This is a genomic window from Shewanella aegiceratis, assembly GCF_019457495.1.
GTDB lineage: Bacteria > Pseudomonadota > Gammaproteobacteria > Enterobacterales > Shewanellaceae > Shewanella > Shewanella loihica.
The window spans coordinates 1639175-1663093 of sequence record NZ_CP080416.1 but is presented as its reverse complement, the minus strand read 5'-3'; the positions used below and the strand labels follow the sequence as shown (position 1 = coordinate 1663093).

Here is a 23919-nt window from a genome sequence, read left to right as displayed (position 1 = left end):
AACGCTCGCTGGAGTCATCCTGTCGCAAATCAAAATGGTAACCCAGGACCTTTATCGATTTGTTTTTTAAAGCCACCATATAGTGTCAAAGCGTCAACGCATTGATCAACCAACTAATCGGCACTCAAAGCATTGTCGTTACTATTCATCTTAACAGAAGGAGTTACAGTGTTTTCTTATGCATCTACCGAAAAAGGATCTTGGCAGTAGGCATCAACACCATCGACAGTACATTTAAAAATCGCGAAAGATAGATTAAAGCTGATAAAAAACAAAGTGCTAAACATCCATTTATGCATTTGCAAAGTCCTATGTCTTCCTAACGTTTTGAGTCTATGCCCAAAGGCATCAAATAAAAAGAGCTACGCTTGCTCACCTCTTCTAGTAAACAGATTTTAAAACAGCATTTTCACGAGTGACAAATTCAATTCTTAACTCGGAAAATTATTGGCTCACGCAACACTAAACAAAGCCACAGGTACACTACAATCACAAAATCCCCAACCAATGTTTGCTATAAAAAACAAACCCTCTAAAAACTGAAAAAGAGTGATAAGAAACATTTGGTTAGCATTTAACTGGGGATTCCCTTACACTCCTATTTAAACGTGTCAGTATCGATACAGGCCTAGAAAAAGGCTCAGAGTCCGGCCGATAAAAGCCTATTCGGGTCGCAGGCAGAGAGCATCCGCTGTGGCAGTTCTGCCTGCATTTTCTGCGTCAACTGCGTCGTCAATGAAAGATTAGGGAAGAAAGTAATTGATCAATAAGAATCATCTTGGGTTTGCCTTGCTACTGGGTCTACTGGGCTTGCTGGTCAACCTGGCACCTATTCCCCTGTTTGGTAACCAACAGCTGATCATTGGTAACCTCTTCTTCGTGATCGTGGCCATCTTCCTCGGCCCCTGGTATGCCCTGTTAACCTCACTTTTGTGTGCCACCGGCCTCTATATCGCCTGGGACAGCTGGCACATGTTCCTGCTGTTCCCGTTAGAGGCGCTGTGGCTGGGCTATGCGCGGCGCAAAGAGTTCTACACCCTGTATGCGGATATCACCTTCTGGCTCTTGCTGGGTATGCCGCTCTTCTATCTGTACGCCAACCTGGTGTTTCAGATGCCCAACAGCTACATGACCTTTATCACCCTCAAGCAGGGAATTAACGGCATGCTCTATACGGCGCTCGGCGCCATCTGCGTCACCATGCTGCCCAGCCAGCTGCATATCGACGGCAAGCTGATGAATAAGAAGCGCAAGAGCTTCAACGCCCAGCTCACCTACACCTTTACCCAGGTGCTGACCCTGGCCCTCCTGGTATCGGCACTGATCTTCAACAACAACTCCATTGATCAGCAGCAGCGGGATGTGAAGCTCAACCTGGAAGACTCGGCCGCCCACCTTGGCAAAGCCACCGAGAGCTTTATCGAGGGGCACATCAGCGCCATAGACAACGCGGCGCGCTGGCTGAGCCTGTCTAACTATGATGCGGCCCAGTGGCAGAGCCTGTTATCTAAGCTGCACCAGAGCTACCCGTTTTTTATCTCTATGCTGATAGCCGACGACAAGGGGCTTATCTCGGCGGCCAGCCCCATCTCACGCCTGGGCAAGGACACCGTTAAAAACAAAGATCTCAGCATCAGCGACAGGCATTATTTTCAGGAGGCCTTCTACAATCAGCTGACCTTTATCTCTCCGGCCTTCCTCGGGCGTGGTTTTGGCACCGATCCCATAGTCGCCATCAGCGCGCCGCTCTATTCCAAGGACAACCCGGTCAGCCCCATAGGGATCATCGAAGGCTCACTGAACCTTACCAAGTTCGCCAGTATCGATGAGCGCAACCGTGAGTTTCACGAGCAGGCCATGGTGCTTACCGACGAGAACGGCCTAGTGATCTATGCCTCGGAGATGCTCGACCTGGCACCCTTGACCCCGCTTAAGGTCTCCACCTCGGGGCAACGCTATCGCACCAGTCTGAACATGATCAACTTTCGCAATCTCGACAGCTTTAACCCTGAGTTCGCCTACGCCAAATATGTGCTGAAAAATGGCTGGTCACTCTATGTGGTGATGCCCTTCTCGCCACTGGTGAAGCAGGTGGAGCAGCAATACCTGACCACCTTCAGCCTGCTGTTTATTGCCTTTATCATCACCATCTTGCTGATCAAGGTGATCAGTAATCGCCTCACCCAGCCGCTTGAGACCATCGCCAAGAAATTCAGCCAGTGGGGCATGGCCGAACATCAGGATGAGGCGATGGCAGACACCACGCCCCAGGAGATCTACGCCCTATCCAGCAGCATTCAGAAGAGTAAACAGGAGCTGATCAGCTACCAGCTGGAGCTGGAGGAAAAGGTGGCGATGCGCACGGTTGAGCTGGAAGATGCCAACCTCAAGCTGCAGGCGCTGGCGGAGCGCGATGAGCTGACCCAGCTCTACAATCGTCGCTACGTGGAAAATCATTTCGGCAATATTCACGATATGTGCAAGCGCAGCTATGCGGCGCTGGCGTTCTGCATCATAGATATCGACCACTTTAAGAAGATCAACGACACCTATGGCCACCAGATAGGCGATAGTGCCCTCATCGCCCTGGCCGAACTGATGAAGCAGTTCTTTAAGCGGGACACGGATATTGTCTCTCGCTATGGCGGTGAAGAGTTTTTGGTGGTGTTGCCCCAGTGCAACGCCCTGCAGGTAGAGCAACATCTTAATCAGTTTAAGGAACTGGTCGCGGAGCATCAGATAGAGGTGCCGAACCAGGCAGCAATTAGCCTGACCGTGAGTATCGGCGCGGTGATCAGCAATGCCGGCTACATGAACGACATAGATCACTGGTTTAAGATGGCCGACCTTAACCTCTACGAGGCCAAGGAAAATGGTCGCAACCGGGTGATCTGTTCCCTGCTGTCGGCCGACGATCAGCTAAGCTAACGCCGGTTTTCACTTATGCAGTTTTAATTCACGCAGTTTTAACTCACGCGCTTTTAGCCCCTAGGCTTTATTAACCTAGTTTCTCTTACCGAGCCTGGCCTTCTGTTAACGACCCAGGATCAGCCGCATTGGCGGCTGGCTCGTTTGAAGGCGTGACATTAGCCCCTTGGCGCGCCTGGATAAAGCTATCCACCCGCTCTAACAGATAAGGGAAGAAAGGATTCCATTTCTGCCTGAGCACCTCTGCTGCCGACACCCCCAGCACGCCGCGCTCCCCGCGGGTAGCCGCCGCGCCAATCTGCACCCTGTGACTCCCCTTGACGAACGCCGTGCCGTACAGGCTATCGCTCGCGGGATAAGGCAGGGCCACATGGGAGAGCGAGTAGATGCCCGCCGGCCAATTGAGCCCCAAGGGCTGATGGACAGCCACTTGCCCTGGCCGATATCTGTTAGCCTCGACCTCATCGAGACTCTTTAGCAGCTCGTTTTGTGAAGGCTTATTTTGTGACGGCTTATGTTGTGACGGATCGCTTTGAGCAAGCACAGTTTGCGCAACCTGCTCTTGACCCAGATCGTGATTTTGACCAGAGCGGCGATTCTGCACCAGAGTCAGATCGAATCTTGGGGCATCGAGAATGAGTGAAGGCAACAAGGCGGTCAGCGGATCGCTCACCACCAGGGCCAGGCTCAAGGGTTGACGGTTGATATCAAACAGCACCAGCTGATGCTGTTTCGAAGGCAGACGCCCATAGAGATTACTCACCACAGCCGGGGTCGAGACAGTAGCGTCGGCCACTGACTGAAAGGTTAAGATGTCGGCCAGCTCGGCCAATTGCTCCTGGGACATCGCCTGCATCAGCTGCTGATTGCGCTCTGCCAGCTGATAGACCACATCGCCGGCATTGACGGCGAAGGAGTTGTATTTAAAGGGATCGTATTCGGTCTGAATCGAATTCCAGCTCAGCTTCTCCAGCCCCAACAGCCGCCCTAACCTGTCCTGCCACTTGGCACCGGCCGCCACCGGCGACAGGCCTATGGCCGGCGAGAGGAAGATCATGCCGCGGTAACTCAGTGTCGAATTATGCGCGAGCCGCTCGAGCTCATGATTTAACGCCAGCGCCGCGCCGGTAGAGAAGGCCACCACATAGAGCGGCTTATCACCCAACTGCTGCTTGAGATGCTTGGTCGCCAGCTCCACCGCCCTGGCCATCTCCTGCCACTTAAGCGCCGCCAAGCCAGAGGGTATGGTGCCGTGGCCCGGCAATCTTAGCCCCAGCAGGTGAGCGCGCTCCTTAAAATGCTCGGCAAAGTGCGACAAGGCATAGGGAGAGTCTGACATGCCGTGCAGCAACAGGACGCCAAATTCGGCATCTGGCTTGGCCCACTCATAGCTGCGATTCCAGGCCTTAGGCCAGTTGTCTGGGTCGGCAAAGCTGCCATGCCAATAGCGATTGAGGGGCTGATCCAGGTGTTGGGTGCGGCTATAGATCTTACTCTCCACCTCCTCGAACAGCTTGGCCTCCAGCGCCTGATAGGCATGGAAATCGTCTACCTCGCTATCGAGGCGAAACTGATGCTCGAGCATGGTCGAATGCCAGATGGACAGGTCGGGACGGGCATTTAAAAACCAGACCCCAAAGGCGAGCGCGGCGGTGACAATGCCGAGACAGGCATAGGTGACGGCGATGGAAAGATGTTTTGTCGAGTGAATGAGCAATGTTTTCATGAGAAATGACCGCTAGGCTCCATGTGCGCGCTCACGCGCTGCAAGTCCGTTAACCATTAACATACACGGCTTTATTGCGTAAACTCCAGTCCCAAAGCCCAAGGAATGAATAATATGTCTAAGAATGTGAAGCCCTTAGGGCAGGATGGCGCCAAGCGCTGCTATTATCTGCCAACGCCTCCCCTTCTGCCTGCCGACTGGCAGCATGCCCAGCCAGCCGACTTAAATAAAGCTGACTCAGAAATAACTAGCTTAAATATAGGCAGTTTAGAGAGCCTGATCGCTCTCAACGGCAATAACTGGCGCAAGATCTTAGTGATCATGGCAAAACTGAGCGCGCCGGACGACGACTGGCGCGGCTACATGCACAAGCTATTAAAAAATGATGAGCAGATACGTTTCGGCGCCGATGCCCTGTCATCCATGGCCTGCGAGCATTATGTCTGCGGCCAGCAGAGTGCCATCGCCCTAGGCTTAACGCCTTTAAGTGAGCCCAAGACCTTTACACACCAGCAAGATAACGATAATCAAATCTACCTGCTCCCCTATCTGGATTATCGCCAGTGTCCCAACGCCCTGATAGCGGATTTGCGTAAGCTTCGCAAATCGCTCACCAACTAGCCGATTAGTCCTGAACCCAACAGCCCTCACCAAAGAAAAAGGCGCCGAGGCGCCTTTATCGATTCTGTTTCCTATGACTCATTCAGCTAGATGAGTCATGGCGGCGCTAGTCGTATAGCGTCGGAATAGGCTTACGCTTGTGCTGGGTCGCGTTGTAGATGGCGATCAGGCGCGCCTCGACTGCGGCATCTACCGGCTTACCTTCGAGGAAATCATCTATCTGATCATAGGTCAGCCCCAGGGCGACCTCATCTTCGAGCTGTGGCTTGTCACACTCGAGATCCGCCGTCGGCGCCTTATCGACCAGCACGCTAGGTGCGCCTAGAGCTGCCGCCAGCTGACGTACCTGACGCTTGCTCAGACCAAACAGCGGCGCCAGATCGCAGGCACCGTCGCCCCACTTGGTGTAGAAGCCGGTGATGTTCTCGGCGCTGTGGTCGGTGCCCACGACCAGGCCACCGGTCAGGCCGGCGATCTCATACTGGGCGATCATACGCATTCTGGCCTTCACGTTACCCTTCACAAAGTCGACATTGCTGTGGGGATGAGAGATGACGCCAGCCACTTCGAGGCCCGCCAGGGTCTGATGATGGATCCCTTCGACCCCTTCACCTATGTTGACCGTCACCAGCTTACTTGGCTGAATGAACTGACAGGCCATTTGCGCCTCATCTTCATCCTTCTGCACCTTGAAGGGCAGACGCACCGCGATAAACTGATAACTGCCTTCATACTCGCCTTCGCTGTTCAGCTCATCCACCGCCAGCTGGCACAGACGGCCCGCCAGCGAGGAGTCTACCCCACCGCTGATCCCCAATACGAGACTGGTGGCACGCGCCTCTTTGAGTTTCGCTTTGATAAAGGCGATACGTCTTTGCACCTCATATTCCACCTCGATATGCGGCTGCACCTTCATTTCACGTATGATCTGTCCTTTCACTGGTCCGACTCCACTTAGGTTAACTGTCAGCATGATTCTAAGCTGACCATTATGAGCCAATTCCTCGGGAAATTCACGACCTAAGCTCACCCCAATCCAATAAATAGGTCGAGAGGCTGCAATTATTTACTAGTCAGGGGAAAACGCCCTGATCTACACTGGCTAATCAGACGATCGGAGGGTCCGGTCAGGAGTCAAGCGAAGCGAGATGATGGCTACAAGCGCGGTAGAGAAGATAGATTATTGGCAGGCGAGCATCTTGAAAGAGATGGAGCTTAGCCGCGCGCAATTTACCCATTTTGCCTTCGAGAAACATGTGCATCTGGACTACCACATAGGCGTGGTTAGCCATGGCGGCCAACGCTATCATCACAGGGGCAGCGAGTATCGACTGACACCTGGCAACCTATCCACCCTCAACCCAGACGAGAGCCACAACGGCCAGAGTATCGCCGATGGCGGCTATGAGGCGCTGGTGATGTCTCTGCCCACCAGCTATGTGCAGCAGGTGGGCGAGGCGCTCAACCAGGGCGAACTTTACTTCAGCACGCCTATCCTGGACGACCCTAAGCTGAGGGCCTATTTTATCCGCCTGCACAGCCAGCTTACCCTGCATCAGGCCAACATCACGCCGCTGGAGGCGGAGACCTTGCTGCTTGGTTTTATCAGCGAGCTGTTTTATCGCCATGGCAAGCTGCGTAACCTGCCGAGCAGCCAGGCCAGGTTAAGCGGCGCACAGCTCGACAACATCAAGCAGCAGTTCCACCAAGGGGTGGATCAGGAGTTCGAGCTGGAGCCGCTGGCGCTCTCCATCGGCTTGAGTAAGTTTCAATTCTTACGTCAATTCAAGGCGGCCACCGGCATGACGCCCCACGCCTACCTGAAACGCCTGCGGCTGGAGTACGCCAAGAAGGCGCTGATGCGAGGCGACAGCGCCATCAGCACCGCCTATGACTTAGGTTTCTTCGATCAGAGCCATTTCAATAAGGCGTTCAAGCGGGCGTTTTTGATCACTCCGGCCCATTTTCAGAAACGGGTCACGCCCTGATAGGTTAGTGATAGGTTAGCCCACAGGCAAAAACATCAGGCCTAAAAGCAAACGCGCAATATTTTACAATCCCGGCGCCGCGGATAGGCTTACTATGGCGACATCGATTTAAATCTAACGCGTGAGAGTTCAACACTGATGGAACTACAGCTGCAACTGCTTTTCTCATTGGCCGTCATACACACGGTCGCCCTGGCAAGCCCAGGCCCAGATTTCGCCTTGGTGGTCAGGCTGGCCGCCCAGGAGCACAGACGCACGGCGGTCGCCGCCGCGCTGGGCCTGGCGGTAGCCATCACGCTACACACACTGCTGAGCCTCACCGGGGTGAGCCTGATCATCAAGGGCTCCCCTAACCTCTTCATGGCGGTGCAGCTGATTGGCGCCAGCTACCTTGGCTGGATGGGCATAGGCGCGATACGCGCCGCCATCGCCCACTGGCGCGATGAGGCGCATCTGAATGGGGCTACTAAGGCCGGTCGTGGGCTCGGTGCGGCTCAGGGATTCATGCAGGGAGTCTCCACCAACCTGCTCAACCCCAAGGCGCTGGTATTTTTCATCACACTATTCTCGACCCTGATCACCCCTGAGGTAACCCTGAGCACTAAGGTGGCCGCCACCGCCATGATGTTTGCCCTCTCTCTGGGGTGGTTTAGCCTTATCGCCCTGGTCCTGTCTCATCCCAAGATGCAGCTCAAAATGAAAAGAGCAACCCCAATGATCAACCTGTTGACCGGATTGCTCTTTATCTTCGTCGCCGGGGTCATTCTCACTGGCGCTCTCGGCCGTTAAGCCAGCGGCCGTGAAGACCTTGACCGTTAAGCCCTCGCCCCTCAAGACAGCGGCGCCCGGGCTCACTCGCGCGAGGGTCTAGCTCAGCCCTGGCTGCGGATATAATCCAGCGCCGAGCTTACCGCCATTACCTGGGCCTGGATACAGTTTTCATCGTCCACCAGCGGACTATCTGGATAGACCTCGGTAGTGGTGTTGTATCTGGCATCGCTAAAGCCGCTGCACAGGCCCAGCGCCTTGGTCGCATAGTTGATCACCCCAAATTGAGTGATAGGCTCACCGATCAATCGTCCCTGCTCATCGGCGGGGGCGATATGGGTCACCTTGCCCACGGCTGCTATGATGGCCGCCTGCATCTCATCGTTAGGGTTCTCGCTATCCCCCACCAGATAGAAGCCATCGGGAATATTCCAGTTGGTCTGCACCTTGGCATCTCTTGCCGCCAAGGCCGGACGAAACTCGCTGTTATCTGTGTCTGTGGTCTCATGCAGATCGATATGCGCCATTAAGGGCAAGTCGAAACTCGCCACCCACTGCATCAGGGCGCGGGACTCCTGAGCCGGGCTATCGGCATAGAAGGAACGGTTAGGATCGATTGCCTCGGGATTCCAGCGATTGATGGTCTCATAGCCCCAGGGGCTGACACAGGGGGCTACCAGGATATTGAAATCCTGGCTGTACTCGGCGGCCTTGGCGATTAAGAAACGCAGCGCCCCCTGCACGCCACTGGTCTCGTAGCCATGGACGCCGCCGGTAACTAAGATAGTGGGCTTTTCCTGATCCCAGTCGCGGGATTTAAAGCCATAGAGCGGATACTGACCCTCGGCATAGTTAAGCTCGCCATACTGCTGCGCCTCGAAGCTCTCGCTCACCTGGCTGAACTTGCTCAGCACTTCCTGCTCATAGGAGCGCTTCTTCTGCTGCGCGGCGCGCCACTTTGCTTTTTCCGCCTCGCCCCAGGGCTTACCCGCCTCACCAATCCAATAACCTTGTTGCTCTGTCATCTTATCTTCCATCTTGTTGTCTGCCTCGGCCGAGCCGCCCTTTGTTGGCGGGGCCACATTCCCCCATGATACCTAAACTCGGCGCGCCTGTGAGCAAGCTTAAGAAAATTCAACTCGCCAAGCTTTGTAAACCCAGCCTTTAACTTGCGGCCAAGGTGAAATGAAAGAGGCCAAGAGGGTCACAAACCGATGCCCATAGGATAGGCAGAACTGGGAATCTTTGTTAGGATCGCCGCCGAGGAGAGACGATGAAAATTTTTAGTTACCAGCCCCCGGCTATTCCCTGGCTCGATATACGCTACCAAGATCGCGACATCATCATAATCAACAAGCCATCTGGCCTGTTGTCCAATCCCGGCCGCGCCGCGGAAACCCATGACTGCGCCATCAATCGACTATTGCAGCGTTTTCCCGAAGCCATCCTGGTGCACAGGCTCGACTGCGCCACCTCTGGCATCATGGTATTCGCCCTCAACAAGAAGGCCGAGTCTCACCTCAAGACCCAGTTTCAAAACCGCACCACAGAAAAATATTATGTGGCCGAGGTCGAAGGCCTGATGGCCCAGGACAGTGGCAAGATAGAGTTGGCGATGAAGCCTGATAGCGAGCAACCGCCGCTACAGAAGATTGCCGAGGATGGCAAACCGGCGACCACCTATTTTGAGGTGTTGGAGCGGCGCAGTAACAGCACACTGGTGAAGCTCAAGCCGATCACGGGGCGAACCCACCAGCTCAGGCTACACATGAAGGCGCTGGGCCACACCATACTGGGTGACGATTTCTATGGCGACGAAGCCATTATCGCCGCGGCGCCGCGTCTGCACCTGCATGCCGAGCACCTGAGTATCACTCATCCCTACAAGCAGACCAGACTGAGCTTCTCGAGTCTGCATCCCTTCTAAAGCCTTTGCTTTTCAGGAGGCGACTCTCAGGAGTGGAAAAGCTAGACACAAAAAAGGCGCCTATCTGGCGCCTTTCTTCTTAGCTTATGCCGCGCGTTTGGCGGTATAGAAGCATTCACTGCTGTTGCAAAATTGCAGGTTGTTGTCGTCGGAGAGCAGGAAATATTCGCCGAACAGGTTACCACCGAGATCTTCAAGCTTGAGACCATTATCGAGTCTAGTTGCCTGCATCTCATCAAAACTATGGCAACCATCGTTATACCAGGTCTCTAGAAACAGCTTATCGCCTTGACGATAAAGGGTGATCTTGTCGCCCAGAGAGGGGCGCTCATCTATCCACTGGCCAATAATTTCGCGTGTTTCCATATCTTGCTCCTGCCAACGTAAACGTTTGCGCTTTTCGACAACCGACATTTCGATAACTTGAAGTAATGACTGTGAACCGTTAGCACTGGCATTGCCTAACATTACCCTAAGCTCAGAACTCATATTTATTTAACCTCTAAATTACCGCAAATGTTACAACATTGTGAAAAAGCAACCATAAACCAACAAGTTAAACCGACTTGTCGTCTCCTTTGTGTGAAATTGTAACCTAGAGCGGAAATAAAAACGCGATCTAAATCACTTTTAATGCATTATTTAAGTAAAGTGTAATACAAATTTTTTTCAACACGCCAAAGCCGTCACTCTCTAAACCTTATCGGCCGCATCGGCTCATGCCATGAGGCCAAAATCGGCCCAAACACAAATCTAGACAAACAATTCAGGCACGAAAACCAGTTAAAAAAGCCAGACACAAAAAAGGAGCCAAGCGGCTCCTTTTCAATTCGAAAACTTATTAATCAGGCTAACGCTGGCTTAAATCTCCGCCTGACGCTCGGCCGCCTCACAGGCCGCCGCAGTAAAGAGCACATCGGTGGAGCTGTTAAGGGCGGTCTCCGCAGAGTCTTGAATCACACCAATGATGAAGCCCACGGCGACCACCTGCATGGCGACATCGTTAGAGATACCAAACAGGCTGCAGGCCAGCGGGATAAGCAATAGCGAGCCACCGGCCACCCCAGAGGCGCCACAGGCCGAAACCGCCGCTACGACGCTCAGCAGAATCGCGGTCAGGATATCCACCTGGATCCCTTCTGTGTGCACCGCCGCCAGGGTCAATACGGTAATAGTGATCGCCGCGCCCGCCATGTTGATGGTCGCGCCCAGTGGGATAGATACCGAGAAAGTATCTTCATGCAGATCCAGCTTCTCACACAGGGCCATGTTCACCGGGATGTTGGCCGCGCTCGAGCGGGTAAAGAAGGCGGTCACGCCGCTCTCTCTGAGGCAGGTAAATACCAGTGGATAAGGGTTACGACGGATCTTAAACCAGACGATAAGCGGGTTGATGATAAGCGCGATGATCAGCATAGAACCCAGCAGCACGGCAAGCAGCTGAGCATAGCCGGCAATCGCCTCGAAACCGGTTGCAGCGAAGGTGTTAGCCACTAAACCGAAGATACCGATAGGCGCCAGACGGATCACGAAACGCACCATCTGAGAGATGCCGTGGCTCACATCGGCAAATACCGTCTTAGTGTTCTCAGAGGCGTGATGCAGGGCGATCCCCAGACCGACACCCCAGGCCAGGATGCCGATGTAGTTGCCCGTCATCAGGGCGTTAACCGGGTTATCGACCACCTTGAAGAGCAAGGTATTGAGGACTTCGCCAATCCCTTCCGGCGGCGTCGCACCTTGGGCGCCGCTCACCAGCACCAGAGAGGTGGGAAAGAGGAAGCTCATGGTCACTGCGGTGATCGCCGCGGCAAAGGTACCAAACAGATAGAGGACTATGATAGGTCGCATGTTGGTCTTGGTGTTTTTCTTCTGATTGGCAATCGAGGCCGCCACCAGAATAAACACTAAGATCGGCGCAATCGCCTTTAGCGCGCCGACAAACAGATCACCTAAAAAGGCGACACTCTCTGCCGAGGAAGGTGAAAAACTCGCCAGGGCTACCCCGGCAATGATCCCCAAGATAATTTGCAGCACTAAGCTGCCATCTGCCAACTTGGCAAATAAGGAACGATTTTGATTCATTGATTGACCTATCATTATAATTAATTGAATTTAACCTTTGCTCATCGCCGTCAACGTTCGCTGAGCAGAACAGCTTTCTTTATGTTATTTATCGTCTCTCGCCTCAGTACCCCACGGCCGTTATGACCAAAACGTGCTAAGGATGAGAGTAAAAGCTGGTGTCAAACACAGGATCTGGCCCAAGGTTAAACTTCCTTCATCCTGTGTTTTATAGAAACTCCCCCGTCTTGTCTAGCAAACCGCTCGATTTCGCTTTAGATATTACCCACTAGCATCATAAAGATAACAAAAATCTAATCTTTAACTGGCTTGATGCCGCTTAGCCCCCCTGAGCATGGCGTCGATCAACTCGTGGGCGTCGAACTTGGTCAGCGCCTCGTTGGCACCTACCTGATGGGCCTGACTCACACTGATCTCACTCGAGAGCGAGGTGTGCAAGATGATATAGGCGTCGGCCAAGGCAGGCGTGTTCTTCACCTCGAACGCCAGCTCATAGCCGTCGAGTCCCGGCATCTCAATGTCGCTCACCAGCAGATCCACCGGCCTTCCCTCCTTGGCGGCCTCCTCCATGATGGAGAGCGCGTCCCTGCCATCTGAGGTCACCAGATAGGGAATATTGATGCTGTCCAGCGCGTCGCTAAGCTGCTTGCGCGCCACCATAGAATCGTCCACCAGCAAGATATTGAGCGGCTTTAGGATCTCCCGCTGCACATCTGTCAGTATTGCCCGGGTGGTTTCCGGGCTGGCAGGGAATATTTTGGACAATAACAGCTCCACATCCAGCAGCTGCACTAACTTGTCATCGACCCGGGTCACCCCGGTGAGAAAGGCGTTCTTGCCTAGGTTATCTGGCGGCGACTCGATATCCCGCCAGTTACACTCGATGATCTTATCTATGCTGCGCACCAGAAACCCCATCACCATGCGCTGACAATCTGTGATGATGATATAGGCGTTGGCGCACTCTTCGGGCGTGATGGGCGCATAGCCCACGGCCGCGGCCATGTCTATGATGGGAATGGTGTGGCCCCTGACGGTCGCGGCGCCCAAAATAGCGGGATGAGACTGAGGGATCGCGCTGAGTTTTGAGAAGGGAACCAGTTCACGGATCTTGAGCGTGCCGAGGGCAAACAACTGAGTATGGGACAAGCGGAACAATAATAGGCCTTGAGATTGGCTCGCCTTACTTTTCATATTCTTACCGACACGTAAATGCTTAATTAGCGATAAGTTTAACCCTAGCATAGCCAGATTAAATTGACGATGCTCAAGCCTTGATAAATTGGCCTTACAACTGTGACTCTATCGGCAGCAGACCGATAAAATCGGCCATGAAGCGACGCCAGAAGCTGGCATCCGGGTCGGCGTAATAGACCAGGCCCTTAAGATCGTCATGCCAGATCAGCTCACCATCTTTAAGATCCAAGCGATAGCTGCTGCGCTTGAGGGACTTTTGAATCTCATCCACTAATTCGCTGGCAAACTCACTCTGGTCGACAATCAGCCCCATCTCAGTGTTGATCCAGGCCGATCTGGGGTCGAAATTGAAGGAGCCGACAAACACCGAGGCCCTGTCCAGCACAAAGGTCTTGGCATGCAAGCTGGTGCGCGAACTGCCCTTCCAGGCGCTGGGACGGTTGTTGATATCCACCTTCACCTCATACAGGGCGATGCCGTTTTCCAGCAACCGCTCGCGATAAGCCTTGTAGCCTGCATGCACTGCCAACACATCGGTGGCCGCCAGGCTATTGGTGATGATGGTGATCTTGATCCCCTGCTTAGCCGCGTCTATCAAGGCCTGACAGCCGCCGTCGGTAGGCACAAAGTAAGGCGAGACGATTAGTACTTCCCTGCGAGCCTTGCCCAGGAATTGGCTAAGGTCAGTTAGCAACCACTCCTGATGGCCCTGTCTGCTCGCCTTCTGGGGCGGATCGTACAGCAGCTGCGCATCGCCCCAATACCAGGCAAGCCCCTTGGAGGTGATCTGTGTCAGCAGCTCGCTCAGCTCGAGGCGATTAAGGTACTCATCGTGGAGGAAGTTCTGCTTGTTTCTGGCCATGATCTTGGCCGCCTCTTTGTACATCTCACTGGTCGGTGGAGGCACCAGGTTGACCACACTCTCGACCTGCTCGCTGTTCCAGTAGCGGTCGAATTGATCCGATACCTCATCGACCACATCGCCTATCGTCAGGAGGTCGAAGTCGCCAAAATCCACATCGTCATTCTTGGAGAAATATTCGTTGCCTATGTTGCGCCCGCCAACAATGGTTATCTGGTTGTCCACGGTTAGGGATTTATTGTGCATCCTGTGATTGAGGCGGGAAAAGCCGGTCAACATGGCGAAGCTGCGAAAGGTACGCTCATAGGAGGGGTTGAAGAGGCGTATCTCGATATTGGGGTGACTGGCGAGCAGCACCAGGCCATCGTCCAGGGTCTTGGTGGTGAGGTCATCGAGTAACACCCTCACCCGCACGCCGCGATCGGCGGCGTCGATCAGGTGCCAGATCAGCAGACGGCCGGTTTCATCGTCGTGATAGATGTAGTATTGCAGATCTATGCTCTGACTGGCGGCATCGACTATCGCCAGGCGGGCCACGAAGGCATCGACACCGGATGAGAGTGGCAGAAAGCCCGTCTTGTTTGGATGCGCCTTGAGGTCGCCTTCGAGGTAACGATACAGACCAGAATCGGTCGGTGCCGCCAGCTTGTGGCTGAGGGTAAGTTGCTGGGGCGGCGGTAAACTGCTGCAGGCCGACACTAGGCTCAGGGTCAAGGCTAGAGTCATCAACTTCGAGGGCAAAGCCATCAACTTCGAGAGCAAAGTCATCAACTTCGAGGGCAAAGCCATCACCTTCGAGGGCAAAGCCATCAACTTTGAGGCCAATCGCATCATGCTTTTGCTTACCACAGAGAGGTTCATCACTTGCCCTAACACCATGAATTTATACGCCTAGTCACTAACATAGGCGTTAGCCTTACTCCTGTAAAGCGTATAAGACGTCGTAGACGAATTGATCCCAGCCCTCGGCGCTAAAGGCGATATCACGCACCGCCCTCACCTGACTCACCGCATGTAGCGGCGCGGCGCCATTCTCCATCAGGTAGTATGCCATCAAGAGCCCGGTCCTGTCTTTGCCAGAGCGGCAATGGATCATCACTGGCAGGCCATCGGCCTCACACTGACGAATAAAGGCCAGTGCCTTGGGCAGCTGAGCCACGCAGTGCGCCTCGTCGCCCTCCATGGGGGGAATATTGCCCGACAGCGGAATGCAGGCGTAACGCAACGCTAACCGCGCCATCTCATCAGCATCACAGAGATCGCCGCCATTGACCGAGAGTATAGCGCCGACCCCCTGCGCCTTGAGTTCACTCAGATCCCAAGGCACCAGGTTGGGGCCACAACGACCGGCAAGTTCGCCTTCGACTAACCAAAAAAGCTGCTGCATCTCTGTTTCACTCTGTTAGATAAACGCGCCCTACTATGAGGGACGCTTCCAGATCGCGTCATTGATCTTGGGTAACTTTTTACGTTTTTTCTTGCCCGTGCCTTCCGGTTTCGCCATAGGCTTCTCCTGACGCGAAGGACAATCCAGCGGCGCCTCGGCGTCGGCCTCGAAGCCAGGATACTGCTCCCTTGGCAGGCGCAGCTTGTTCTTCTTCTCGATCACCTTGAAATGATGATATTCGTCGTGGCTGATGAGTGAGATAGCCTCACCTGTCTCGCCTGCGCGGCCACTACGACCGATGCGGTGCAGATAGTCGGCGGGACTTCTTGGCAGTTCGAAGTTGATCACCACGGGTAGCTTGTCGATATCGATGCCGCGGGCCGCGATATCGGTAGCTATTAGTACTGTGATCTCACCGCTCTTGAAGCCATCGAGCACACGGCTGCGGGCGCCCTGCGCCTTGTCACCATGGAACACCTGGGCGCTGATGCCGCGTTTCTCCAGCTTCTGCGCCAGGTGATCGCAGCTGCGCTTGGCGCTGGCAAATACCAGTACCTGACGCCACTGACCCGCCTTGATAAGCTCGGCAAGCAGCGCCGTCTTGTTGCTACGGTTAACTGTGTAGACGCGCTGCTCAATATCTGCGCTCTGCGCCTCCTGCAGCTGGATCTCGACAGGGTCGGTCAGCAGCTTGGCGGTGAGGCTAAGCACCTCTTCGGGGAAAGTCGCCGAGAACAGCAGGGTCTGTTTTTGATCGGGCAGTTGTTTGAGGATCTCACCGAGCTCCTCGGTGAAGCCCAGATTCAACATGCGATCGGCTTCGTCGAGCACTAAGGCCTTTAGCTGAGAGAGCTTAACGGCATTGCTGCCGAGCAGGTCCAGCAGACGGCCTGGGGTCGCCACCAGAATATCGGCGCCGCCACGCAGGGCCAGCATCTGGCTGTTTGCCGAGACGCCACCGAACACGGCGACCACCTTGGCTCTTGGCGCCAGCTCGGCGCCATAGCTGATGAAGCTATCGGCTACCTGCTGGGCAAGCTCACGGGTCGGCACCAATACCAGGGCGCCAACATGATTGCCGCCACCGGCTCTCTGTCCCACCAGCTTCTGCAACAAGGGCAGCGCGAAGGCGGCGGTCTTACCCGAGCCTGTCTTGGCACCGGCCAGCAAATCGCGACCGGCCAAGATGGCGGGGATCGCTCTTGCCTGAATCGGCGTGGCCTGCTGATAACCTAGGTGATGCAGTCTGGCCTGCAGCGCCTTGACCAGATTTAACTGACTAAAATCGGTCGTCGACAGCGACAGGTCCGATGGCGCAGAGGGCTCAAGAGCAGATGGGTCGAGCGCATTAGTTGTCATGATAAGATTTAGCTAACCGTACAAAATAGAGCCGCGCATTGTACCTAAGTTTGCCGCCGAACACCTAATTTTTACTGCCTAATCGACTTAGGCGACAATCTCATTTCTGATCGCTTAGAGGCTTTCGCCCACGGCCTCGGCTTCAAGGGCCAAAAGCTGCTGCTTAATCCCCAGGCCATAGGCGTAACCCGTCAGCGCCCCGCCCTTGCCTATGATGCGATGACAGGGAATGATGATGGCGATTCGGTTGGCGCCGTTGGCGCTGCCCACCGCCCGCACCGCCTTGGGGTTATCAATCGCGCTGGCGATATCCGAATAGCTCGCCGCATCACCGAAGGGGTGAGCGAGCAGCGCCTGCCACACCCGATGCTGAAACGGCGTGCCTACCGGCGCCAAGGCCAGGCTAAAGGCGGTCAGCTTACCGGCAAAATAGGCGGATAATTCGCGCTCTGCCTGGTCGAGATGCGCCTCGGACTGCTGCAGCGCCTGCTGTTCGCGCGCGACCAGGGTGACTTCCCGTGCGGCAAAGTCGTCATCCTGCCCGGGCAGAAAGCTCAGGTGCGACAGACCAAACTGATTGGCCGCCAGACTCACCTTTCCCAGCGGCGTGTCTATAACTCGCTCGGCAAGCGCCTGATAGCCGCTTAGTCCGGCGTCCCGGCTTAGGGGAATGTACTCAAGCACTGAGGTCTGTTGATTCATTTTATATTCCCTAGTTTACTTCTAGATTCATTAGGTTATTTCTAAATGCATTATGGGCGGCTTTCTCTACTGCTGATTCCAGAGCTGCAGGGTGAGATAACTGCCCCAGGGGGCGACCTGCCGTAGCACGGCTTGGCTGAGCGCCTGATATTGTGTCTGCGCCCGCTTCTTCGCCGCCTTGTGATCTTTCTCTTCAACTGCCTCGCCATCACAAGCAGCTAGCTCGAGTGGCTGCTCTGATGGCTGCTGATATGTTAGATTCGAAAGCAGCTGCTGTTTAACCACGAGATCCCCAACCAGCAGTACGTCAGGCAGGCTCAGCCCCCGCAGGCGCACATAATCCAAAGTCCAGGGGCCTATCCCCTTGATCTGCAGCCAGTCGTCTATCTCCGCCTCGGGATTAGCCATCACAAAGGCTGCCAGGGCGCGAATCGCCTCTTTTCTGATGCCCGGCATCTTAAGCCCATCCAGGCTGGCATCCACTAGCGCCTCTGGAGTCGGGAACAGACGCACCGTTTTCTCATTTAGGCTAATCGTCTCGCCATGATCGGCCACCAGTTGCCCCAAAAGCTTGATCGCCTGGGTCACGCTCACCTGCTGGCCTAAGATGGCGCGGCAAGCCGCCTCGAAAGGCGACCAGACGCCGGGCAGACGCAGACCAGGTGATACCTGAGGCAATGCCTGCCCAAGCGCTTGCAGCTTCTCGCCAATGGTGAGCATGTCGGCGTCGAGATCCAGGATGCGACGAATATGGCTGATGATCCCCTTAAGCTGACTGAGTGAGTCCGCCTCGGCGAGATGAATGGTGACATGAAAGCAGGCCTCCTGCTCACTATGGACTGCGCAGAAATAGCCCTTGGCGGCGCCGAGCACGAAGCTCCGGCCATAGCTCTGTTCATCTAGCCACTCCATCTCGGGCACAGCGCGCTGGGCGAAGAAGCTGCGCAGATGTTGCCAATCATAGGGCGGACGATAGGCAAGCTTGAGCGTCAACCCCTGAACTGGCAGCGACGGCTGACCTGTGGCTTTGCGGATCTCACTCGGGGTCAACTGCAGCTGCTGGCGAAAGATCTCGTTGAAGCGCCTCACGCTGTTAAACCCGGCGGCAAAGGCCACCTGAGTGATCGGCATCTTGGTCTGGTGCAGCAGCTGTTTGGCAAACATCAGCTGTTGATACAGGGCATATTGCTTGGGCGAAGTGCCCAGGCTGTCATGAAACAGTTGCCTCAGATAACGCTCGCTGATCCCTAATCGCTCGGCGAGCCCAGTCATAGGGATCGCCTGGGGGCCGCACAAGACGCCGGCGTCGATGAGACTCATGGCGCGGTTCAAGCTGGTCTGCTTGCCAAGCCAGGGGTTTGAGCCCGGCGCACTGTCTGGGCGACAACGCAGACAGGGTCTCAGGCCAGCCTGAGCCGCCGACAGGGCATCGTCGAAATACCTGACATTGGCCTCCTTGGCAGGCACCGCCGGGCAGATAGGACGACAATAGATGCCGGTGGAAAAGACGCCGACGAAGAACAGGCCATCGAATCTGGCGTCCCGTGACAGACGCGCGGTGCGATACTGCTCCGCCTTGGGATGCTGCGCCTCGGCTTGGATGGCTTTGCACGCTTTTGCACTAGACTCTTGTGTTTGCTGACTCACTAGTAGATGACTCGTTTTGCTTTGATAAGGCCACTCTAATGCAGCCAGGGTTTGGATACTAGCGGAAAACGGTACTCATGGTGAGAATTACTATCTAAGCAACAATTCATCGCACTCGGATGACGCCTGCTATATGATGAGTGATAGCAATCAGATCGACTATCATCCTAATAAGCCTAAATTTTATAAGGACTTAAATGTTTAAGCGTTTCGAATCATGGGTTTCCGCCCTACCCGACCAGGAAGCGGTACAGCCGCCCCGTGGGATCTACCAGTTTTGCAGGCATTACACGCGCGGCTTCGAGTTGCCGCTCGCGTTAATGTCGATACTGACTGCGCTGCTGGCGATCCTCGAGGTCTCACTGTTTGCGTTTATGGGCGACCTGGTGGATCTGCTCGCCAGCCACAGCCCAGAGACCCTGTTTGCCGAGCAGGGTGATAAGTTACTGCTGATGGCCGTCTTGGTGCTCGTGGTGATCCCTGTGCTGGTGTTGCTGCATGCCCTGGTGATCTACCAGGGACTCCTGGGTAACTACCCCATGTCGATCCGTTGGCTCGCCCACAGGTATCTGCTTAAACAGAGCATCGCCTTCTATCAGAACGATTTTGCCGGGCGCATCGCCACCAAGGTGATGCAGACCTCTCTGGCCGTGCGCGAGACAGTCACTAAGCTGCTTGATGTCTTGGTCTATATTTTGGTCTATTTCCTATCCATGCTGGTGATCATCGCCGATGCCGATCTGCGCCTCATGCTGCCTATGCTGGTCTGGCTGATGATCTATGTGGGGCTGCAATTTTACTACCTGCCTAAGCTGAAACAGGTCTCGACCGAACAGGCCGACGCCCGCTCCACCATGACGGGACGCATCGTCGACAGCTACACTAACATCGCCACTGTGAAGCTGTTTTCTCACACCCAGAAAGAGGCTCAATATGCCAAGGAGAGCATGACAGGCTTCCTCGATACGGTTTATCGCCAGATGCGTCTGGTAACCGGCATCAACGTCAGCGTGCAGGTGATTAATTACTTACTCGCCTTCAGCGTTGCCGCCGTCTCCATCTGGCTGTGGCGCGACAACGCCATCACCATAGGCGCCATCGCTGTGGCGGTCAGCCTCTCTCTCAGGCTCAACGGCATGTCTCAATGGATCATGTGGGAGATCAGCTCACTGTTTGAAAATATCGGCACGGTCGCCGACGGCATGAATACCCTGTCGCGCCCCACCAGCGTTCAGGACAGCGACAATGCCAGCCAGCTCACCGTATCAAAGGGCGAGATCGCCTTTAACCGGGTCAGCTTCCACTATGGCGAGGCCAGCGGCGTCATAGAAGATCTCGATCTCAAGATAAAACCCGGCGAGAAGGTCGGCCTGGTGGGCCGCTCAGGCGCCGGCAAGTCCACCCTGGTGAACCTACTGATGCGTTTTCACGACGTGGAACAAGGCAGCATCACCATAGATGGGCAGAACATTCGCGAGGTGGAACAAGACTCGCTGCGGGCCAACATAGGCATGGTGACTCAGGATACCTCTCTGCTGCATCGCTCTATTCGCGACAACATACGCTACGGCAAGCCAGATGCGAGCGAGGAAGAACTGGAGAATGCGATTCGCCAGGCCCAGGCCTACGAGTTTATTCAAGGACTTAGCGATCCAGAGGGCAATCACGGGCTCGATGCTCAGGTGGGTGAGCGCGGTGTGAAACTTTCAGGCGGTCAGCGCCAGCGTATCGCTATCGCACGGGTACTGCTAAAGAACGCCCCTATCCTCTTGCTGGATGAGGCAACCTCGGCGCTGGACTCTGAGATAGAGGCTGCCATTCAGGAGAGTCTCTATCAGCTGATGGAGGGCAAGACGGTGATCGCCATCGCCCACCGCCTGTCGACCATTGCCGCCATGGACAGGTTGATCGTGTTAGACCAGGGCAAAATCGTCGAGCAAGGCACACACCAGGAACTGATCAAACAGGGTGGGATCTACGCCCAGCTCTGGGCCCATCAGACAGGTGGCTTCCTCGGCATAGAGTAACTAAGTCTACCAAGCACTACTCCATCGACTAGCATAGCCGCCATTTCTGCACGCTGTGCCAGTCGATACTCCATATTAGGCTTACCGCCTGATGCTTTTCATCCCACTATCAGCCAATAAAACGGCTACCTCTATCACTTGTTCGGAAACCATGCCGGTTCGGTAAAGACCCAGTCGTTGTCTTTAACCGGTGTATGGCAGCTGATACAGACCTGCATGCCGCCCTCGAAGGGGGTCTGATCCTCCCCGACCCAACGCGCCCAGCCCCAGCCATAGGTGTCGGCATACTTCACCGAGTCTTTAAACATAAACTCGGCATGGACGAATGTCTTGGGGCCTATCGCCTGCGGCCAATGAGTTAATTCGCCCGCCTTCCACACTACCTTCGCAAAGATGGCGCCATCGGGCCAAGGCATATGATTGCCACTACGGGCCGCATTGACCGCAATCTCGTTACCCAGGATGGCCCTGACCGTGTTGTTATCGGTGCGATGGGACACGGCAATACTCGACCAGGTTTGCCAGCCTTGAGGATAGGCGATCTGATGGGACGGCAAAGGTGTCGTATCCTCTGCATAACTTACTGATGAAATTAATGAAATTGCTGTTAACAGCAGAAAAAGGGATCTCTTCATGGTCTAACTCACTCTGTTGCCCAAATACACTAGTCACTCGCCTAGCAGTTAGTTTTGTCAGTGTAGACGCAATAGATGAGCTTTGCCGAAGGGCATGATTTTCTCATCAATGAGGACTTCAGCATCTATGAAGAAGAGCTCTCCGTTGGTTGGAGAAAGCTGAAGTAAGACAAAAACTTAATGACAGAGAATCAAATGGGCGAACCTAAATTGAGAGCCCCAAATGAAACAGACAATACTGGAAACAAACTTAAGTGAGAACAGACTGAAATGTGAATAAACTACAGATGAAAAAAAACCACCCTATTGGGTGGTCTTTTCCGCGTAACTAAACGCTTATTTGGTGGAGCCTAGCGGGATCGAACCGCTGACCTCAACACTGCCAGTGTTGCGCTCTCCCAGCTGAGCTAAGGCCCCGAAACTGATTGTGACTATACAGTAAAACCTGAACAAACACAACATCTTATTTCAAAGTTTCTCAAAATAAGTTGTGGTATCCCATAGGGGATTCGAACCCCTGTTACCGCCGTGAAAGGGCGGTGTCCTAGGCCTCTAGACGAATGGGACGCCGGTCTTACATTTAGACTCCGTAAGGGAGTGAATACTCGTTGAAACCAGTAGGCCATCTCATAAGAGAAATGTTTCAACGCTATCGAATCGTCAACTTTGCAGTCAACCACTCAAGAAAGTGGTATCCCATAGGGGATTCGAACCCCTGTTACCGCCGTGAAAGGGCGGTGTCCTAGGCCTCTAGACGAATGGGACACTGTTGATACGTTATACTCTGTATCGAGTGAATACTCGTCGAAGCCAGTAGGCTATTGCTTCAACGCTATCGAATCGTCAACTTCGCAGTCAACCACTCAAAAAAGTGGTATCCCATAGGGGATTCGAACCCCTGTTACCGCCGTGAAAGGGCGGTGTCCTAGGCCTCTAGACGAATGGGACACTGTTGATACGTTATACTCTGTATCGAGTGAATACTCGCTGAAACCAGTAGGCTATTGCTTCAACGCTATCGAATCGTCAACTTTACAGTCAACCACTCAAGAAAGTGGTATCCCATAGGGGATTCGAACCCCTGTTACCGCCGTGAAAGGGCGGTGTCCTAGGCCTCTAGACGAATGGGACACTATTGATACGTTAGACTCTGTATCGAGTGAATACTCGTCGAAGCCAGTAGGCTATTGCTTCAACGCTATCGAATCGTCAACTTCTCAGTCAACCACTCAAGAAAGTGGTATCCCCATAGGAGCTTCGCTCCCCTGCTGCCGCCGACTCTTTATAAACCAAAGTTGGCGGTGTCCTAGGCCTCTAGACGAATGGGACACTGTTGATACGTTATACTCTGTATCGAGTGAATACTCGCTGAAACCAGTAGGCTATTGCTTCAACGCTATCGAATCGTCAACTTTACAGTCAACCACTCAAGAAAGTGGTATCCCATAGGGGATTCGAACCCCTGTTACCGCCGTGAAAGGGCGGTGTCCTAGGCCTCTAGACGAATGGGACACTGTTGATACGTTATACTCTGTATCGAGTGAATACTCGTTAAAGCCAGTAGGCTATTGCTTCAACGCTATCGAATCGTCAACCTCGCAGTCAACCACTCAAGAAAGTGGTATCCCATAGGGGATTCGAACCCCTGTTACCGCCGTGAAAGGGCGGTGTCCTAGGCCTCTAGACGAATGGGACACTGTTGATACGTTAGACTCTGTATCGAGTGAGTACTCGTTAAAGCCAGTAGGCTATTGCTTCAACGCTATCGAATCGTCAACTTCGCAGTCAACCACTCAAGAAAGTGGTATCCCATAGGGGATTCGAACCCCTGTTACCGCCGTGAAAGGGCGGTGTCCTAGGCCTCTAGACGAATGGGACACTGTTGATACGTTATACTCTGTATCGAGTGAATACTCGTTAAAGCCAGTAGGCTATTGCTTCAACGCTTTCAAATTAGATGGTGGAGCCTAGCGGGATCGAACCGCTGACCTCAACACTGCCAGTGTTGCGCTCTCCCAGCTGAGCTAAGGCCCCTTACCTAACTTGTCACCTTTGAGTGC

General features: G+C 54.2%; 18 protein-coding genes and 9 tRNA genes. 6 read left to right on the top strand and 21 right to left on the bottom strand.

Going from position 1 to position 23919, the window contains the following annotated elements; all coding sequences use genetic code 11:
• Positions 1 to 759: 759 nt before the first annotated feature.
• Positions 760 to 2928, top strand: coding sequence for a sensor domain-containing diguanylate cyclase (locus tag K0H80_RS07440; RefSeq protein WP_220073575.1), 2169 nt, complete (start codon positions 760 to 762; stop codon positions 2926 to 2928).
• An 85-nt stretch (positions 2929 to 3013) separates the two neighbouring features.
• Here K0H80_RS07440 and K0H80_RS07435 read toward each other — a convergent pair whose 3' ends face one another.
• Positions 3014 to 4654, bottom strand: a complete 1641-nt coding sequence (locus tag K0H80_RS07435; protein ID WP_220073574.1) for an alpha/beta hydrolase — start codon at positions 4652 to 4654, stop codon at positions 3014 to 3016.
• 114 nt (positions 4655 to 4768) lie between these two features.
• Between K0H80_RS07435 and K0H80_RS07430 the strand changes: the two genes are divergently transcribed.
• Positions 4769 to 5275, top strand: coding sequence for a DUF6942 family protein (locus K0H80_RS07430; RefSeq protein WP_258406203.1), 507 nt, complete (start codon positions 4769 to 4771; stop codon positions 5273 to 5275).
• Between the two features lie 106 nt (positions 5276 to 5381).
• Here the strand turns inward: K0H80_RS07430 and nadE are convergent, their stop codons facing one another.
• Positions 5382 to 6215 (bottom strand): NAD(+) synthase, encoded by an 834-nt coding sequence (gene nadE, locus K0H80_RS07425; RefSeq protein ID WP_086023616.1) that lies wholly within the window; start codon positions 6213 to 6215, stop codon positions 5382 to 5384.
• Between the two features lie 208 nt (positions 6216 to 6423).
• Between nadE and K0H80_RS07420 the strand changes: the two genes are divergently transcribed.
• Together K0H80_RS07420 and K0H80_RS07415 are read left to right on the top strand one after the other, a co-directional pair.
• Entirely contained in the window at positions 6424 to 7263 is an 840-nt protein-coding gene (locus K0H80_RS07420; protein ID WP_220073572.1) for a helix-turn-helix transcriptional regulator, read from the top strand.
• A gap of 138 nt (positions 7264 to 7401) precedes the next feature.
• Positions 7402 to 8052, top strand: a complete 651-nt coding sequence (locus K0H80_RS07415; RefSeq protein WP_220073571.1) for a LysE family translocator — start codon at positions 7402 to 7404, stop codon at positions 8050 to 8052.
• A gap of 83 nt (positions 8053 to 8135) precedes the next feature.
• On the opposite strand, the gene K0H80_RS07410 is transcribed toward K0H80_RS07415, so the two are convergent.
• Entirely contained in the window at positions 8136 to 9056 is a 921-nt protein-coding gene (locus K0H80_RS07410) for a M14 family metallopeptidase (protein ID WP_220073942.1), read from the bottom strand.
• A gap of 248 nt (positions 9057 to 9304) precedes the next feature.
• On the opposite strand from K0H80_RS07410, the gene K0H80_RS07405 reads away from it, so the two are divergent.
• Positions 9305 to 9958: an RluA family pseudouridine synthase gene (locus K0H80_RS07405; protein WP_011865259.1), complete on the top strand. Its 654-nt coding sequence runs from the start codon at positions 9305 to 9307 to the stop codon at positions 9956 to 9958.
• An 84-nt stretch (positions 9959 to 10042) separates the two neighbouring features.
• On the opposite strand, the gene K0H80_RS07400 is transcribed toward K0H80_RS07405, so the two are convergent.
• The 8 genes from K0H80_RS07400 to K0H80_RS07365 form a co-directional block, all read right to left on the bottom strand.
• Positions 10043 to 10447, bottom strand: coding sequence for a hypothetical protein (locus K0H80_RS07400; protein WP_011865258.1), 405 nt, complete (start codon positions 10445 to 10447; stop codon positions 10043 to 10045).
• 372 nt (positions 10448 to 10819) lie between these two features.
• Positions 10820 to 12043 carry a serine/threonine transporter SstT gene (gene sstT, locus K0H80_RS07395; RefSeq protein ID WP_220044820.1) on the bottom strand — a complete coding sequence of 408 codons (1224 nt, stop codon included), beginning with the start codon at positions 12041 to 12043 and terminating at the stop codon, positions 10820 to 10822.
• A gap of 300 nt (positions 12044 to 12343) precedes the next feature.
• Positions 12344 to 13237, bottom strand: a complete 894-nt coding sequence (locus K0H80_RS07390) for a chemotaxis protein CheV (protein WP_220073570.1) — start codon at positions 13235 to 13237, stop codon at positions 12344 to 12346.
• 94 nt (positions 13238 to 13331) lie between these two features.
• On the bottom strand, positions 13332 to 14828 hold the full coding sequence (locus tag K0H80_RS07385; RefSeq protein ID WP_258406202.1) for a phospholipase D family protein: 1497 nt from the start codon (positions 14826 to 14828) through the stop codon (positions 13332 to 13334).
• A gap of 190 nt (positions 14829 to 15018) precedes the next feature.
• The gene (locus K0H80_RS07380; protein ID WP_220073569.1) at positions 15019 to 15489 is read right to left on the bottom strand and encodes a dual specificity protein phosphatase family protein; all 471 of its coding nucleotides are present in this window, start codon (positions 15487 to 15489) and stop codon (positions 15019 to 15021) included.
• Positions 15490 to 15522: 33 nt separating this feature from the next.
• Positions 15523 to 16848 carry a DEAD/DEAH box helicase gene (locus tag K0H80_RS07375; protein ID WP_258406201.1) on the bottom strand — a complete coding sequence of 442 codons (1326 nt, stop codon included), beginning with the start codon at positions 16846 to 16848 and terminating at the stop codon, positions 15523 to 15525.
• Between the two features lie 114 nt (positions 16849 to 16962).
• Entirely contained in the window at positions 16963 to 17550 is a 588-nt protein-coding gene (locus tag K0H80_RS07370) for a methylated-DNA--[protein]-cysteine S-methyltransferase (RefSeq protein ID WP_258406200.1), read from the bottom strand.
• Positions 17551 to 17616: 66 nt separating this feature from the next.
• Positions 17617 to 19152: a DNA-3-methyladenine glycosylase 2 family protein gene (locus K0H80_RS07365; protein ID WP_220073938.1), complete on the bottom strand. Its 1536-nt coding sequence runs from the start codon at positions 19150 to 19152 to the stop codon at positions 17617 to 17619.
• Positions 19153 to 19394: 242 nt separating this feature from the next.
• On the opposite strand from K0H80_RS07365, the gene K0H80_RS07360 reads away from it, so the two are divergent.
• Positions 19395 to 21224 carry an ABC transporter ATP-binding protein gene (locus K0H80_RS07360; protein WP_220073568.1) on the top strand — a complete coding sequence of 610 codons (1830 nt, stop codon included), beginning with the start codon at positions 19395 to 19397 and terminating at the stop codon, positions 21222 to 21224.
• Positions 21225 to 21358: 134 nt separating this feature from the next.
• On the opposite strand, the gene K0H80_RS07355 is transcribed toward K0H80_RS07360, so the two are convergent.
• The 10 genes from K0H80_RS07355 to K0H80_RS07310 all read right to left on the bottom strand — a co-directional run bounded on the left by K0H80_RS07355 (position 21359) and on the right by K0H80_RS07310 (position 23893).
• Entirely contained in the window at positions 21359 to 21781 is a 423-nt protein-coding gene (locus tag K0H80_RS07355; RefSeq protein WP_258406199.1) for a cytochrome P460 family protein, read from the bottom strand.
• A gap of 419 nt (positions 21782 to 22200) precedes the next feature.
• Positions 22201 to 22276: transfer RNA gene (locus K0H80_RS07350), tRNA-Ala, on the bottom strand.
• A gap of 74 nt (positions 22277 to 22350) precedes the next feature.
• A tRNA-Glu gene (locus K0H80_RS07345) sits at positions 22351 to 22426 on the bottom strand.
• A 122-nt stretch (positions 22427 to 22548) separates the two neighbouring features.
• Positions 22549 to 22624, bottom strand: a tRNA-Glu gene (locus K0H80_RS07340).
• A 107-nt stretch (positions 22625 to 22731) separates the two neighbouring features.
• Positions 22732 to 22807: transfer RNA gene (locus K0H80_RS07335), tRNA-Glu, on the bottom strand.
• Positions 22808 to 22914: 107 nt separating this feature from the next.
• Positions 22915 to 22990 (bottom strand) — tRNA-Glu (locus K0H80_RS07330).
• 305 nt (positions 22991 to 23295) lie between these two features.
• Positions 23296 to 23371, bottom strand: a tRNA-Glu gene (locus K0H80_RS07325).
• A gap of 107 nt (positions 23372 to 23478) precedes the next feature.
• Positions 23479 to 23554, bottom strand: a tRNA-Glu gene (locus tag K0H80_RS07320).
• A gap of 107 nt (positions 23555 to 23661) precedes the next feature.
• Positions 23662 to 23737 (bottom strand) — tRNA-Glu (locus tag K0H80_RS07315).
• Between the two features lie 80 nt (positions 23738 to 23817).
• Positions 23818 to 23893, bottom strand: a tRNA-Ala gene (locus tag K0H80_RS07310).
• Positions 23894 to 23919 lie beyond the last annotated feature (26 nt).